This window comes from Ruegeria sp. CH6, assembly GCF_056537005.1.
Window position 1 is genome coordinate 143,493 of the sequence record NZ_JBQFQS010000001.1, and the last position, 14,581, is coordinate 158,073.

Consider the following 14,581-nt stretch of genomic DNA (forward strand, 5'->3'; position numbering starts at 1 on the left):
CGTCACGGTAAGCTTGCCTGCACGAGCGGTCCCGGCAATCCTCTTCCGAAAGGGGAGGGCGACTATGAAACTTGTCATCGCGGGTGCGGGCAGCATTGGCTGCTATTGCGGTGCTCTGCTCGCGGATGCAGGGCATCGGGCCACGCTGCTGGGTCGCGCCCGCGTACTCGATCCAATACGTGAGCAAGGTCTGACGGTAAGCGATTTCTCGGGTCTGAGAACCACGGTTCCGGCCGATGGTCTGGTGCTGACCGAAGACCCTGCCTGTCTGGCGGGTGCCGATGTCATAATCGTGACTGTCAAAACCGGCGCAACGGCTGAGATGGCCAAGCTGATCTCTGACCATGCGCCCAAGTCGGCACCTGTCTTATCGTGGCAGAATGGAATGGAGAACGCTCGCACATTGCGCTCGGTGTTGCCAGATCGTGATGTCCGTGCAGGCATGGTGCCATTCAACGTGGTGCCAACCGATGCGGCGACTTACCACCGCGCAACCTCGGGCGATATCGTTATCCAGAACGGGCCTGGTGCGCTGGCTGATCAGCTGAACAGCCCCAGCCTGCCAGTTACCGAAAGCAACGATATCGAGGCGGTGCAGTGGGGCAAGCTTGTCATCAACCTTAACAATGCGCTCAATGCACTGTCCGGTCTGACCTTGCGCGAACAACTTATGGACCGCAACTGGCGTCGTCTCATGGCGGATCAGATGACCGAAGCTTTGGGGGTTCTCAAGGCTGCAGGGCATCCTGTCGCCTCAACCACGCCGCTGCCTGCATGGATGACGCCACATATCCTGCGTCTGCCTACGCCCCTGTTTAGTCGCATCGCTGCCCGGATGCTGACCATTGATCCAAATGCACGTTTGTCGATGGCCTATGACCTGATGGCAGGCCGTCCGACCGAAATCGACAGTCTGCAAGGTGAAATCATCCGGATCGGTACTGATGTGAATGTACCGACCCCGATCTGCGCGCGCGTTTCGGAATTGATCAAAAAGACGCCTCAGCAGCCGCTGACCCCAGATCAGATTCTGTCGGAGGTCGCCAGCTGTGGCTGACCGATTGTTTAGGTGAATGCCGTCAGCAACCAGAAGATCGCAGCTGACATGACCGCCGCTGCCGGAACTGTGATCACCCAGGCCGCGACAATAGTCATGAAGTGAGACCGCCGTACCAGCTTGCGCCTCTGGTGTTCTTCGCGGGCCAGCCTCAGGTCAGCCGGGCGCTGACGGTTCGACTTTTTCCAACGCTGATCGGCGTGCCATTCGCGATAGAAACCAACGCCAAAGACCGCACCCACAGCGATATGGGTCGAGCTGACGGGCAGCCCCAGCCAGCTGGCAACGATCACGGTAATAGCTGCTGACAAAGCCACACAGAAGGCTCGCATCGGGTTCAGCTTGGTGATCTGACTGCCGACCATCCGGATCAGCTTGGGTCCGAACAGGAACAGGCCAAAGGAAATGCCGAAGGCGCCGATGATCATGACCCATGTCGGGATCGCCACCTTGGCGGCGAAATCACCGAATTCGGCGACATGGACGATGGCGGCAAGCGGACCAACCGCGTTGGCCACATCATTGGCGCCATGCGCAAAACTCAGGAATGTGGCCGAGATAACCAGCGGCAGGCCAAACAGGGTTTTCAGGGATCGGGTGCGGTTCTCAAGCCCCTCTGACTTGCGCCGAACCCATGGCACGGTAACGGCCCAGGCCAATGCGCCCGAGGCAAAGCCGATCAGGATCGCGATTTCCAGATCAACTTTCACGATCCGCTTCAGGCCCTTGACCGCCAGATAGGTGGCAAACGCCCCTGCCATAACGGCCACAAGGATCGGAACCCAGCGGCGTGCAGCAGCGATCTTGTCGTCCTGATACTGGATTTTGGCCTTGATCAACGCCAGAAACAGGGCCGCGATTACGCCGCCCAAAACCGGTGATATGACCCAGCTGGCCGCAATCGCGCTCATGGTTCCCCAGCTGACCGCGCTAAAGCCGGCCGCTGCGATACCCGCGCCCATAACTCCACCGACGACTGAATGGGTTGTCGATACCGGTGCACCGATCCAGGTCGCCAGATTGACCCACATCGCAGAAGAGATCAGTGCCGCCATCATCGCCCAGATGAAGACTTCGCTGTTCTGAACCGACATCGGGTCGATAATACCCTTTGAGATGGTCGAAACCACGTCTCCGCCTGCCAGCAACGCGCCCGCGCTTTCCGCAACGGCGGCAATCGCGATCGCTCCGGCCATGGTCAGCGCATTCGCCCCCACTGCCGGGCCCATGTTGTTGGCCACATCATTGGCGCCGATATTGATCGCCATATAGGCGCCGAATGCGGCGGCGGCGATAACGATCATGCTGCCGTCGGCATGCCCGAATAGTACAGCGGCTGACAACCCAGCCAGAGCAATAAAGGCCAGCGCAATACCCGGCGCCAGCATCGGACGTGCCACATAGGCGTTAGCGCGTTCAACGCTTGTGATGCGCTGAAGATCGCGGTCCAGAGCCTGCCAGCGGGATTTGGATTGTGTATCGGACATCGGTCTGCGGGTCAGTTGTTTCAGCGCCAGCGCGCTATATTGTTATGCGGCCGGGAGCAAGTGCGATGTCATAAAATTGTAGTGATGCTGTTACATCTGAAGCAGCAGATCACGCAGCTCCGGCTCCTGAACCCGTTCGGCCGCAACGTCAGGAGAAACCCAGACCCGCTCGCGCTGATGCGCCTCGGGATATTTGTCGGACAACTCGGCGACACGAACGTGATAGACGCTGGTCAGAACCGGTTCAGCCGTCCCATCCTTGAGCACTTTGTCGTAGGTGTAGTGACCCATCGGCTCTTTTCCCGCATCGGCGACCCGAACACCGGCCTCTTCCCAGGCCTCTTGCAGGGCTGTTTCCGATCCATCCAGACCGTCAATTGGCCAGCCTTTGGGGATGATCCAGCGCCCGGTGTCCCGGCTGGTGATCAGCAGAACATCGTCACGATCCCCGGCTTTTCGAGTGCACAAAGCTGCAAACTGCACCCGCCGGGGGCGCAGAAATAGCGGTCTTGCGACCTCATCCCATATTTTACGCAGCTTTTTCGCCATAATTTGTCGTCAGTTCACGCGTATGTTCCAAAGTTCATGTCACATAACAATGAACAACATATTTCTCAAGTTTCGTGTTGGAAATCGCAGTTTTTCGCCCGAATTTTGTTGCATATATTCAAATATGTGGGAAAATCCCACGTGCAAGGTGTGTTGTGGGTGGGCTTTTTGGCCCGCGTCAGTCGCGTCTGCGTTTGGCCCGCAATGTCGGGTCTGCCTGAGTTGGGTCTTCGGGCCAGGGGTGTTTCGGGTACTGCGCCCGCATATCTTTGCGCACATCCGCGTAAGAACCTGCCCAGAAACCGGGCAGGTCGCGGGTAATCTGAATGGGCCGCTGTGCAGGTGAAAGCAAAGTGATTTTAAGAGGCTCACCGCCAACCAAAGGGTGTTGGGACACGCCAAACAGCTCCTGCAGCCGAACCGAGATTTCGGGCACGGCCTTGCCGTAATCAATCGGCAGCTTGCGCCCCAGAGGGGTCACGAAAGAGGCCGGAGCCCGACGATCCAGCTCCTGCATTTGCTCCCAACTCAAGCGAGTCTCCAATGCCGGCAACAGGTCGAACCGTTTCCAGTCCTCTGCATTGCGCACACCTGACAGCATCGGCAGCAGCCAGTCCTCCAGCTCTGATAGCAAGCCCTCGATCGAGAAATCGGGCAGTTCTATCCCATCGGCACGCACCAGTTCGACCCGCGCGGCCAGACGCGCAGCAGCGCCGTCCAGCCTCAGGCCCAGATCCCGCACACCATCCAGCATGGCCCGCGCTATCGCTTCATCCGGCACGCCTTTCCAGATGCGATCATCCAGCGTGATCGCTCCGAACCGCTGTTGCCTGCGCGCAATCACCCTGCGTTCACGTTTGGACCATTCACAGCTTTCGACCCATTCGATCTGATCGGCGAACAGGTCGCGAATTTCACTTTCCGGGATTTGTATGGCCATCCGCAATCTCGCCTCTCGCGGATTGCCATCAGTGTCGAGCGCCACCAGATAGGGCGCTCCGGCCAACGTATCGCCGCTGTCCATTACAACACCTTTTCCACCGGACAACACGTAACGCGGAACATCTCCCTTGCGGCGCTGGCCAATGCGATCCGGATAAGCCAGCGCGGCCATGGAGGCTGGGCTGAGATCGTTCCTTACCTGTCCGGCTTGTGCTTTCAGTCGCTTGGATTCCTGCTTGATCCGATCCACAACCGCGGGGTTTGTCTGCCATGGCCGGTTCTTTCGAAAGGCGCGCATGTCCCGAACCGCTTCCAGCCTCAGGTTCAGATCCACAGGCGCGCCCTTTAGCGGATCCCGCTCGGCCATCAGGGCAGCCAGCTGCGCTGCATCCGTGCCAGCTGTAACCAGCATATGGCCCAGTCGTGGGTGCAAGGGCAGCGCAGCCAATGCCCGCCCATGATCCGTAATTCGACCTTTGCTATCCAGCGCCCCCAGCATGCCCAGCAGCGATCGCGCCTCGGCCATCGAGCCTTCGGGCGGGGTGGTCAGAAAGGCCAGATCACCCTCACCGGCGCCCCACAGAGCCAACTCCAGCGCCAGCCCGGTCAGGTCAGCGGCTTCGATCTCGGCCGGAGGAAACGCGGCGAGCGCGCCTTCCTCACCCTTGGACCACAGCCGATAGCACAGCCCCTCGGCCACACGCCCGGCGCGTCCGGCGCGCTGGGTTGCTTCGGCCCGTGTCACCCGTTCAGTCACCAGCCGCGACATGCCGGACCCCGGATCGAACCTGGCGCGCCGGGCCTGTCCCATATCCACAACCACCCGAATATCGGGAATTGTCAGCGAGGTTTCGGCAATCGAAGTCGCCAGCACCACCTTGCGCCCATCTTTGGCAGGCGCAATCGCTGCGCGCTGGGCGGCAAAGGGCAGGGCACCGAATAGCGGGCGCACCGCGCATCCATCGGGCAATCGCCCGGTCAGGGCCGTCTCAGCCCGCCGTATCTCACCCTCTCCGGGCAGAAACACCAACATGCCCCCGCCAATGTTACGCGTCCCGCGCTCGGCCTGAACCACCAGATCAACCAGCGCATCCAGCCGCCGCGCCTGTATGCCCAGCGGTCGGTCAAGCCAGCGCGTCTCAACCGGATAGCTGCGTCCTTCCGAGGTCACCAGAGGGGCATTCATCAACTTCCCCACCGGTTCGGCATCCAGTGTGGCCGACATCGCCAGCAGGATCAGATCGTCCCGCAGCGCACCGGCCACCTCAAGGCACAAGGCCAGTCCCAGATCCGCGTTCAGCGATCGTTCGTGGAATTCATCAAATATCACTGCGCCGACGCCCGGTAGGTCCGGATCCGATTGTAGCATTCGGGTCAGAATGCCCTCGGTCACCACCTCGATACGCGTGACCTTGGAAACCTTGGCCTCACCCCTCACGCGATAACCGACTGTCTCTCCGGCACGCTCTCCCAAGGTTTCGGCCATCCGTTCGGCCGCCGCGCGCGCTGCCAGTCTGCGCGGCTCCAGCATCACGATCTTGCCCCCGCACAGACCGGCCTGCAGCATTTCCAGCGGAACCCGCGTGGTTTTGCCCGCGCCCGGCGGGGCCTGCAGCACCGCGCGGCCATGGCTGCGCAGGGCGTCCAGCAATTCGGGAGTGGCGTCATCAATGGGCAGGCGTGTCATCATTCGGCCCTTATCGGTGATCACGCCTGTGGCGTCCAGCGAAGGCTACTTTCGCACGACAACGGCAGGGCCATAGATCGTCTTCGCCTCGACCCGCATTGCCCGCATGATGTCACCTGAACGCGCGTAGGTTACCAGAACCGGAAAGCGGCTGCCCTGCCGCAGATCACCGGGTGGATATCCAGCCAGCCGCGTGAAGTACCCGCTGCACTGCACCATATCACCGGAATTGCTGCGCCGTGTCAGGGCGATTTCAGTGAGCCGTTCGCCGTCAAAGATCTTCTGGCGCAATGTGCACAGCTCGGCCTCGCGCTGATCACGCAAAACCATGAAGATCGCCGTCAGAGGATCGACAGCCCCGCGTTGCTGAGCATCGGTCACGGAATGGTCGCTGGCCTCGCCAACCTTTGGCCCACTCGCGCGCGCAATCCCCCGGGAATAGTCCAGCCGTACCCGCGATTCCCGCTGACCGGTGTCCATGTCCTCGACATATCTTTTGGGTAGAAACTGCGCGCCTTTGCGTCGGCCGGTGACCTCCAGAATAAAGCGCACCCGCTTGATTGTGCCCGCAAGCCCCGTTGTTCCCAACCGGCCTGTCACGGCGTAACGCGTCTGGTTGATATCGGAACTCAAGGCCATTTCGCCCACCTTTACCCCAAGGGCGCGCAACGCAAACTGGCTCTGATTGACCTCTGCAAGACCGGCAACAGGCAGCATGGCGAGTATCAACGGAAACACACGTATTAAAACAAATGACATTGGATAAAATTCCTCGTCGGTCCGGGCTGGACAAATCGGTTCCGGGGGCGGCAAGTAGTCATGCCGTTAAGATTGGGGGCAGTATGCACATAGACAGCCTGGGTGACAGGATTTTGAACGGGGATCGGCGGGCACTGGCCCGTGCGATAACGCTGGTCGAAAGTAAACGCGCCGATCACCGCGAACAGGCTGCGCAGTTACTTGACAAATTGGTGGGCAGTGGCCGCCAGTCGCTGCGGATTGGTCTTTCAGGAACCCCAGGCGTGGGTAAATCCACGTTTATCGAGAGCTTTGGCATGATGCTGACAGGGCAGGGGCTGCGTGTCGCGGTTCTGGCTGTCGATCCCAGTTCGGCCCGCTCGGGCGGCTCGATCCTCGGTGACAAAACCCGGATGGAGCGTCTGAGCCGCGAGAAGAACGCCTTTATCCGCCCATCCCCCAGCCAAAGCCATCTGGGCGGCGTCGCCCGTCGCACGCGCGAGGCCATCGCGCTGTGCGAGGCTGCAGGATTTGACGTGGTGCTGATCGAAACTGTGGGCGTGGGGCAGTCTGAAACCGTTGTGTCCGAAATGTCCGACCTGTTCCTGTTGCTACTGGCACCCGCAGGCGGGGATGAGCTGCAAGGGGTCAAGCGTGGTATCATGGAAATGGCCGACATGATCCTTGTGAACAAGGCCGACGGTGATCTGAAGGCCACGGCGACCCGCACCTGCGCCGACTATGCCGGGGCACTGCGTCTGTTGCGCAAGCGGCCACAGGATCCTGAGAGTTTTCCCAAGGCCATGACCGTTTCAGCGGTTGAGGAACATGGGCTGGAACAGGCGTGGGAAGAGATGCAGGCCTTGACCGAGTGGCGCCGCAGCAATGGTCATTGGGATGCAAATCGCGCCACTCAGGCTCGGTTCTGGTTTGATCAGGAGGTGCGCCATGCCCTGCTGGCCCGACTGGAAACACCAGTTGCCCGTGCCGAGATGGATCGCCTTGGCACCGAGGTTGGTTCTGGTAGCCTCAGCCCGTCTGCCGCTGCGGATCACATGCTGAGCATCCTCGCAACAGATTGAATTCGCACGACTGTCAGAGGTAGTTCGTTCGCTCAGAAACATGTATTCTGTATGCGTGTTCAATTTTTGGTTGCTCAGATTGCCCGGCTAAGTGCGTTTACTCGGGGAGTTTGAGCGCAGCCGATGCTAACGGAAACTGCCGATAATGCCCAACATCACCGGGACAAATGGCGCTGACAATATTGATGTCACCGATGACAACGGGACACTGAACGGTACCCCGCAGGGGACGCCGATTGATGATATTCGGGCCCGTGGCGGGGCCGACCAGATCAATGTGACCAACAGCACCATTTCAGGCAGCGTTCGTGGCAATGCCGGAAATGATGACATAACTGTTTCCGACAGTTCGATCGGTGGGCAACTCAATGCCGGGCGGGATGATGATACAGTCGATGTTCAGGGCTCAAGTATCGGCAACATCCGGTTGGGACGTGGCAACGATACTCTCAATTTCAGCAGCACAAACGTCTCCGGAGATGTTCGGGGTGGCAATGGAACCGATGCGCTTAACCTGCCCGAAGGCACGGTAGTCAATGACAGCACATTTGGCACCTTCACGGTTGTCGCCGGAACCAGCTATTCCCTTTCCGGGGGCACCTTTACCCTGCCATCAGGGATCACCGTTACCTACAGCACCTTTGAAACAGGTACCGGCTTTGTCTGCTTTACCCGTGATACTCTGATCTTATCAGAACGTGGTCCGGTTCGCGTGCAGGATCTGCGCACCGGCGATATGGTCCCGACCAAAGGTCATGGGATGCAACCCCTCCGCTGGATCGGTCGCCGCCGCTTTGACACCGGTTCGCTTGAAGATAATGCCAAGCGCCGCCCGGTTCGTATCCTTGCCGGAGCGCTGGGCGGTGGTCTGCCGGAACGTGACTTGCTGGTGTCGCGCCAACACAGGATGCTGGTGCAGTCCAGGATTGCCGAACGTATGTTCGGAGCATCCGATGTGCTGATCCCGGCAATCAAGCTGATTGCGCTGCCAGGTATCTTTGTCGATGAGACGGTCGAAAGTGTTGAGTACTTCCACCTGCTTTTCGATCGTCACGAAATCGTCTTTGCCGAAGGCGCCCCAAGCGAGAGCCTTTATACCGGGCCGGAAGCGCTCAAATCCCTGAGCTCTGAAGCGCGGCGTGAGATCTTTGATATCTTCCCGGAACTGGCCGAGATGAACTATGCGCCCAATCCGGCCAGCTATATTCCCAAGAGTCGCCAGCAGGCGCAGCTGGTCGCGCGGCACCTGAAGAACAACAAGCCGCTGTTGCAGGCGATCTGAGGGCATTTGGTACGCTCATAGCCTTGCTTCATGTATTCTCGGTTATGTAGAACTAAGCCGACGGCAGGGAATCTGAAATCCCGGCAAAAGATTTCGCCCCGCCCGTCTTGACCCTCCGTGCGATTCCCACTACACGCATCCAACCAGTTTTCGGGCGCGACTTCGGGTTGCGCCCCTTGTGATTTGGCCGAGGGCGGTATGCCCGGCCACCAGAAACAAAGGAAGAAACCATGTCGCGCCGTTGCGAACTGACCGGAAAAGGCCCGATGACTGGCAACAATGTCAGCCACGCCAAAAACAGAACTCGTCGTCGTTTCCTGCCCAACCTGAACGACGTTACACTGCAGTCGGAAACACTGGGTCGTGGCGTCAAGCTGCGCATTTCGGCAGCTGCTCTGCGCTCGGTTGACCACCGTGGTGGTCTGGACGCTTTCCTGGCGAAAGCCAAGGATGATGAACTGTCCGCGAACGCACTGAAAGTGAAAAAAGAAATCGCCAAAGCACAAGCTTCGGCGTAACGCTTTTTCACTGCGAAATTTCGAACCCCTGTTCCTGATGGAGCAGGGGTTTTTCTTTGTACGTATCGGTCTTCAGGGGGTCTGCAGCCTGAATTTCTGAAACTCGGCATCATCATATGTGACCATACCCTCGGAAACGGCACCAAGCCGCCGCAGGGCGCCCAGATTGCGCCGGGTTGGTGGCAGCAGAAAGGTTACCGATGATATGCTCGGATCATTACGGGCAAATTCCAGTGCCTTTCGTGTGATGGCATTCCCGAGCCCAAACGAATCTGCAGTCAGAACCAGCCCGTAATCCCAGTCTTTGCCTTCTCGTTGGAAACCGCCCCAGCCGACATAGTCCCCCCTGTGAAGGATAGCCCAGTGCCCCAATCCGTCGCGTTTCCAGTACATTTCTTTGGCTGTGACAAAGCTCTGCACCTGAACTGAATCCCAGGGCGATGTCATCAGTGGCAGATGTGCCGCCACGCGAGGATCAGACATGTGCTTCATGATTCTGTCCTGGGAAATCTCAGGCAATCGCACAAATTGAATGTCGCTTGAATCGATAGGTTTCATGACCTTGATTTAGATGATTTCGGCGTCACTGCCAGCCAGTCGGGCATAAATCCAAAGTAGGTGGATCAGGGTGAATTATTCCAAACTGTGAATAATAAGAGGCGTTACAGTGATATTGTTCACATACGATATGCTGAATTTGAATTATGTCTAAGCTTATTCAGAATCGGAGGCCATATTCATGCCTGTAAGACTTACTGAAATTCTGGCAATTCCCTCGAAAATTTTGGTCGAGGCAGTCAGAACCTGCACCGTTATCCAGCGAAGGGTAAATCGGCTGCATACAAGTATGACGATAGATCCGACCAACAGATCGGGCCTTGATAACCGGTAACAAAATCTGCCGGATACTGAATAACCAGACGGGGAATACGGCGCGGTTGGCCAAACTGTCTCAGCACGCCGATTGCGCTTGAAGCCCCGTCTGGCCTGGGCCTATACCATTGGTCGAAATGGTATCGATGCTTCGGAAATCACTGCCTTTTGTATTGTCTCTGCTTTTGGTTCTGACCGGGCAGAGCGTTGCAGCGTCACGCGGTGTGGATGCTGCCGTCGGGCAGATGGTTCTGTGCACGGGTGAAGGCCCTGTTGTCGTCTACATGGACGAGCACGGCCAGCCGACCAAACCACCTCATTTCTGTCCCGAATTTGCTCTGACTTTGCTGGGCGCTATTGCGGTTGCACAACCCGGGCTACCTGAGGCTCCGGATCGGGTACTGCCCTCTCCCGCGCATCGGGTTGAAAGCCTGATCGCCGCGCCGCGGCCTTCACAGCCCGCGCGGGCACCTCCCTTTTCTGTCTGAACTCCTCTCAATCTGTCAGACAATTCAAAAGGAGAAGGCAAATGACCTTCAAATCCACTCTGCTCGCCGCGCTGGCCTCTGCAACACTTGCCACCGCCGCTTTTGCTGAAGACACGATCAAAATCGGCGACGCCTATGCCCGGTCTTCGGGGAAAACAGCCAAGGCGGGCGCAGCTTTCATGATGATCGAAAACACTGGCGACACCGATGATCGTCTGATTGGTGTGTCGTCCGATGCTGCTGGTCGCGTTGAGCTTCATACTCACATGATCGACGACAACGGCGTCGCGAAGATGATGCATGTCGAAGAAGGCTTTGCCATTCCGGCAGGTGAGACGCATATGCTGCAGCGTGGCGGTGACCACGTGATGTTCATGGGGCTTTCGCAGCCTTTTGAACAGGGCGCCATGGTGCCGGTGACTCTGGTCTTTGAAAAGGCCGGCGAGATCGAAGTAGAGATCCCCGTCGATCTCGAGCGCCAGGACAGCGGTGCCCACGGCGGGCATTCGAACTGAGGCAACGCCTGTCTTCAGGCCGCAATGCGGCCCTTTTCATGCGTCAGGCCGGGCAATGCCCGGCCTGTTTTCGTTTTGATGCGTAGGTGTCAGATCGCGGCTGTCTAGCGATTGATGACGCGCATCCCAACACGGTCTCCAGCTGACTTGAAACGCGCAGCCATGAAGAACATGACCGCAGCAAAGGCCAACGCCGAGAACGCAATCGCCCAACCTAGTGCGACAAGCCCGCCTACCGGCCAGAACACCAGCACCAGCCCGATGATAAGCGCCACGATGCCTGAATTCCGCACGGTCGCACGTTCCGGGTCCGAGGTATGCATTTGTCCAATCGCGATAAGCGAGCCGATCCCGATGATAAGCGCCCAGGCGCCCAGCAGGAAAAACGTGACCTTGGCAACACCTTCCGGCCAGAACAGCAGAACAAGCCCTATCAGGACCGCACCGATACCGACGCCTCCGACAAGCCCCCGGCGCCCAAAGCCCATCAGTGTAAGCGCACCGTCCAGAACCAAAAGGGCGCCAACCAGACGCAACAGCAACGAAATGCTGCCCGTGGGCCAGAACAGCGCCGCAATCCCGACCAGAGCCGCCAATATCCCGCGCAACAGGAAGGTCCACCACAGATTGGCAAGATTTTCGCTGAGCGCATCCCGGCCCGCCATGCTGCCATCATCGACGATTTCGCCGTCTTGGGTTTCGTTTTCAGTCATGGGTCTCCCCCAGCTTGTTGAGTTCTAAGCATAAACGAGAACTTGGTGAAATGTCTTCTACCTTCGCGAGGGGCTGCTTCTATCGGCGCCCCAACAGCTTGGCGACCCATTGTGGGACAGTTTCGGTTGCCGGACCAAAGTGGGTTTCGTCAAAGCTGGACACACCTGCAGACGGTTCCAGATTCAGCTCAATGGTGCGCGCGCCGGATGCGATTGCCTCATGCACAAAGGCTGCAGCAGGGTAAACCTGACCCGATGTGCCGATTGCGGCAAAGACGGATGCTTCGGCCAGATGGTCATAAATTTCGTCCATGCGATAGGGCATCTCACCAAACCACACCACGTCCGGCCGGGCGGTTGGTGCGGCGCAAGCCGGGCAGGGCTCGCCTACAGCCATTTCCGGAGGGGCAGTCCATCGGTGTCCGCACGCCGCACAAAGCGCCCCGGCCAGAATACCGTGCATGTGGATTACATCACTGGCTCCTCCTGCTTCGTGCAGGCCATCCACGTTCTGGGTGACGATGATGACCTCACCCGGCCAGTCCTGTTGCAGGCGCGCCAACGCGACGTGAGCGGCGTTTGGCTCTGCCTTTGCAGCCTGTACCCGACGAGCATTGTAAAAAGCGTGCACCAGTGCCGGATCGCGCGTAAAACCCTCGGGCGTGGCGACATCCTCGATCCGGTGTTGCGCCCACAGGCCATCCTCATCGCGGAAAGTACCCAGACCGCTTTCCGCCGAAATTCCGGCTCCAGTCAGAATGACGATCTTTTCCATTTCACGTCCGCGCGATAAACCATGCCCATGACCCACCGTATCCTCTTTGTCTGTCTGGGCAATATCTGCCGTTCACCCGCTGCCGAGGGCGTCTTTCGCGCCCGCGCACCGCAATTCGAAACTGACAGCGCTGGAACCTCGGGCTGGCATATCGGGGATCCACCCTATGGCCCGATGCAAGAGGCCGCGCGTGCCCGCGGGCTGGACATCTCGGACTTGCGCGCCCGCCAGTTCACCGCCGCTGACTTTGATCGGTTTGACCTGATCATCGGGATGGACGCCAACAATATCTCGGATATCGAGGCGCTGCGCCCGTACGGCAATGAGACCCCTGTGCGGCTGCTGACTGATTTCGCACCTCAGTCCGGTGCCGACCACGTGCCTGACCCGTACTACACACGGGATTTCGACGGGGCGCTGGATCTGATCGAAGAGACAGTCGCGGGCCTGAACGCCCATCTGCAGAGTTAGTCGTCAATCACCTTCAATTGCCCGCTCAGCCAGGGCAATTGCGCGACTGCCGGATCGATGATCTGGCTCTGCATCAGGCGCCTCATCATCCCGGCAACCTCGCGCGGCACCTGATCGGACCAGTCCGACTGGGTGAAGAGTGAGATCATGCGTGAGCTTTCGCCAAATGGGGCAGGGTAGGCCGTCAGGCCCTCATGGAAGCGCGCTGCGCGCATATATCCCAACGGTGTCGTGATGGCCCAGCCCAGACCACGCGCCACCATCGCCATCAGGGCCAGATGCGAGCCGATCTCGAACCGCTCCTCGAACTCCATCTGATTGCGCGCCAGATGGCTTTCGATCTGTCGGCTGATCAGCTGTTCCCTTGCATAGCGCAGGAATGGCAGGTTCTGCAGCGCATCGTCAACGTTATCCGCTGTTTTGGGGGTCACCAGAATGAATGGGTCCTGAACCAGCGGGTACTCCACCACACCTTCCAACACCTCACCGCTATGGGCCGAAACCGCCAGATGCAAACGCTGTTCTTCAAGTGCCTGAAACAGATCGAGACTGGACAGCGTGATCAGCTTGAATTTCGACCGTGTCAGACTGTCGGCCAGCAGAGTCGCCAGTCGCGGGGTCAGATCATTGTCGAAATCATCGATCAGGCCGATTGACAGCGTGGTCAGATGGCCCAGATCCATGACAGTCAGTTCGCTTTGCGCCAATTGTAACTCACCCAGAACCGCCTCGGCCCGGGCCAGAAAGCTGCGCCCGGCCTGCGTCAGCCGCATCGGCCGCCGACCGTGATCCACCAGATCGGTGCCTAATGCCTTTTCCAGATTGCGCAATTGCTGGCTGACCGAGGGCTGGCTGAGCCCCGTGATCTCGGCGGCCTGCGCCACCGATCCCGTCCGCGCCAGGGCTTCGAACACCTCGAGCCCTCGCAGGGTCAGCCCTTTCATAACCATGCAATTTCCCTTTCGCTGCGCCATTTCTGAGGCGCAGCGGGGGTCAGGTCAAGTATTCAGAATGGGTTAGCTGCAGATCGCCTGTGCCATCTGGCCAAAGGCCTGATACCGATCCCACAACGCATCATCACGCGCGGTCTTCGACATCTTAAGCTCTTGCGCCTGATGAGGATCGGTGAACCACTTGGCCACGGTCCTTTGGTCACTGCGGGTCAGGGCCTGGTCCGCGACGCGCTGAATGCAACTGCACCGAGACCGCGTCGCTGCTGACCGGTCCGATGCCAGACATGCCCGTTTAATCTGTGCAGCCTCGCTTGGTGCCGGAGCCACCGCTGTCAACGACGTTGCGCAAAATGCTATTAAGAGGAACTGTTTCATGCTCAAGCCTCGTGTTTGCCTGCCCGGACGGGTCTGATGCCCCTCTCGGCTTGCGGCAGAGTATTGTGCAAGTTGC

Annotated in this window: 16 protein-coding genes; 7 read left to right on the plus strand and 9 right to left on the minus strand. The window is 59.0% G+C overall.

Annotated features, from left to right (window positions below):
- Nucleotides 1-64: 64 nt before the first annotated feature.
- Nucleotides 65-1,057: a 2-dehydropantoate 2-reductase gene (locus ACR0CW_RS00725; RefSeq protein ID WP_480786483.1), complete on the plus strand. Its 993-nt coding sequence runs from the start codon at nucleotides 65-67 to the stop codon at nucleotides 1,055-1,057.
- Between the two features lie 8 nt (nucleotides 1,058-1,065).
- Here the strand turns inward: ACR0CW_RS00725 and ACR0CW_RS00730 are convergent, their stop codons facing one another.
- The 4 genes from ACR0CW_RS00730 to ACR0CW_RS00745 all read right to left on the minus strand — a co-directional run bounded on the left by ACR0CW_RS00730 (nucleotide 1,066) and on the right by ACR0CW_RS00745 (nucleotide 6,481).
- Nucleotides 1,066-2,544, minus strand: coding sequence for an inorganic phosphate transporter (locus ACR0CW_RS00730; protein ID WP_155144981.1), 1,479 nt, complete (start codon nucleotides 2,542-2,544; stop codon nucleotides 1,066-1,068).
- Nucleotides 2,545-2,634: 90 nt separating this feature from the next.
- Complete coding sequence (locus ACR0CW_RS00735) at nucleotides 2,635-3,093, minus strand: NUDIX hydrolase (RefSeq protein ID WP_480786484.1); 459 nt, start codon at nucleotides 3,091-3,093, stop codon at nucleotides 2,635-2,637.
- Between the two features lie 178 nt (nucleotides 3,094-3,271).
- On the minus strand, nucleotides 3,272-5,722 hold the full coding sequence (gene hrpB / locus ACR0CW_RS00740) for an ATP-dependent helicase HrpB (RefSeq protein ID WP_480786485.1): 2,451 nt from the start codon (nucleotides 5,720-5,722) through the stop codon (nucleotides 3,272-3,274).
- A gap of 45 nt (nucleotides 5,723-5,767) precedes the next feature.
- Nucleotides 5,768-6,481 (minus strand): DUF3108 domain-containing protein, encoded by a 714-nt coding sequence (locus ACR0CW_RS00745; RefSeq protein WP_480786486.1) that lies wholly within the window; start codon nucleotides 6,479-6,481, stop codon nucleotides 5,768-5,770.
- Nucleotides 6,482-6,564: 83 nt separating this feature from the next.
- Here ACR0CW_RS00745 and meaB point away from each other — a divergent pair, with 83 nt between their 5' ends.
- From meaB to rpmB, 3 genes are all read left to right on the plus strand, one after another.
- Nucleotides 6,565-7,542 (plus strand): methylmalonyl Co-A mutase-associated GTPase MeaB, encoded by a 978-nt coding sequence (meaB, locus tag ACR0CW_RS00750; RefSeq protein ID WP_480786487.1) that lies wholly within the window; start codon nucleotides 6,565-6,567, stop codon nucleotides 7,540-7,542.
- Nucleotides 7,543-7,687: 145 nt separating this feature from the next.
- On the plus strand, nucleotides 7,688-8,824 hold the full coding sequence (locus ACR0CW_RS00755; protein ID WP_480786488.1) for a Hint domain-containing protein: 1,137 nt from the start codon (nucleotides 7,688-7,690) through the stop codon (nucleotides 8,822-8,824).
- A 230-nt stretch (nucleotides 8,825-9,054) separates the two neighbouring features.
- Complete coding sequence (gene rpmB / locus ACR0CW_RS00760; protein WP_008756960.1) at nucleotides 9,055-9,342, plus strand: 50S ribosomal protein L28; 288 nt, start codon at nucleotides 9,055-9,057, stop codon at nucleotides 9,340-9,342.
- Between the two features lie 72 nt (nucleotides 9,343-9,414).
- Here the strand turns inward: rpmB and ACR0CW_RS00765 are convergent, their stop codons facing one another.
- A complete protein-coding gene (locus ACR0CW_RS00765; protein ID WP_480786489.1) occupies nucleotides 9,415-9,825 on the minus strand; it encodes a hypothetical protein in 411 nt (136 codons plus the stop codon).
- 536 nt (nucleotides 9,826-10,361) lie between these two features.
- Here ACR0CW_RS00765 and ACR0CW_RS00770 point away from each other — a divergent pair.
- Both ACR0CW_RS00770 and ACR0CW_RS00775 read left to right on the plus strand, forming a co-directional pair.
- On the plus strand, nucleotides 10,362-10,703 hold the full coding sequence (locus ACR0CW_RS00770) for a hypothetical protein (RefSeq protein WP_480786490.1): 342 nt from the start codon (nucleotides 10,362-10,364) through the stop codon (nucleotides 10,701-10,703).
- A gap of 41 nt (nucleotides 10,704-10,744) precedes the next feature.
- On the plus strand, nucleotides 10,745-11,218 hold the full coding sequence (locus tag ACR0CW_RS00775; protein WP_170331321.1) for a copper chaperone PCu(A)C: 474 nt from the start codon (nucleotides 10,745-10,747) through the stop codon (nucleotides 11,216-11,218).
- A 104-nt stretch (nucleotides 11,219-11,322) separates the two neighbouring features.
- Here the strand turns inward: ACR0CW_RS00775 and ACR0CW_RS00780 are convergent, their stop codons facing one another.
- Together ACR0CW_RS00780 and ACR0CW_RS00785 are read right to left on the minus strand one after the other, a co-directional pair.
- Nucleotides 11,323-11,931 carry an HdeD family acid-resistance protein gene (locus ACR0CW_RS00780; protein ID WP_480786491.1) on the minus strand — a complete coding sequence of 203 codons (609 nt, stop codon included), beginning with the start codon at nucleotides 11,929-11,931 and terminating at the stop codon, nucleotides 11,323-11,325.
- A gap of 79 nt (nucleotides 11,932-12,010) precedes the next feature.
- Nucleotides 12,011-12,706, minus strand: a complete 696-nt coding sequence (locus ACR0CW_RS00785; protein ID WP_480786492.1) for an NAD-dependent deacylase — start codon at nucleotides 12,704-12,706, stop codon at nucleotides 12,011-12,013.
- A 27-nt stretch (nucleotides 12,707-12,733) separates the two neighbouring features.
- Here ACR0CW_RS00785 and ACR0CW_RS00790 point away from each other — a divergent pair, with 27 nt between their 5' ends.
- Nucleotides 12,734-13,177, plus strand: coding sequence for a low molecular weight protein-tyrosine-phosphatase (locus ACR0CW_RS00790; RefSeq protein WP_480786493.1), 444 nt, complete (start codon nucleotides 12,734-12,736; stop codon nucleotides 13,175-13,177).
- Here ACR0CW_RS00790 and ACR0CW_RS00795 read toward each other — a convergent pair.
- Both ACR0CW_RS00795 and ACR0CW_RS00800 read right to left on the minus strand, forming a co-directional pair.
- Nucleotides 13,174-14,127 carry a LysR family transcriptional regulator gene (locus ACR0CW_RS00795; protein WP_155144961.1) on the minus strand — a complete coding sequence of 318 codons (954 nt, stop codon included), beginning with the start codon at nucleotides 14,125-14,127 and terminating at the stop codon, nucleotides 13,174-13,176. The genes ACR0CW_RS00790 and ACR0CW_RS00795 overlap by 4 nt on opposite strands.
- Nucleotides 14,128-14,193: 66 nt before the next feature.
- Entirely contained in the window at nucleotides 14,194-14,505 is a 312-nt protein-coding gene (locus ACR0CW_RS00800) for a hypothetical protein (protein ID WP_480786494.1), read from the minus strand.
- Between the last annotated feature and the right edge of the window lie 76 nt (nucleotides 14,506-14,581).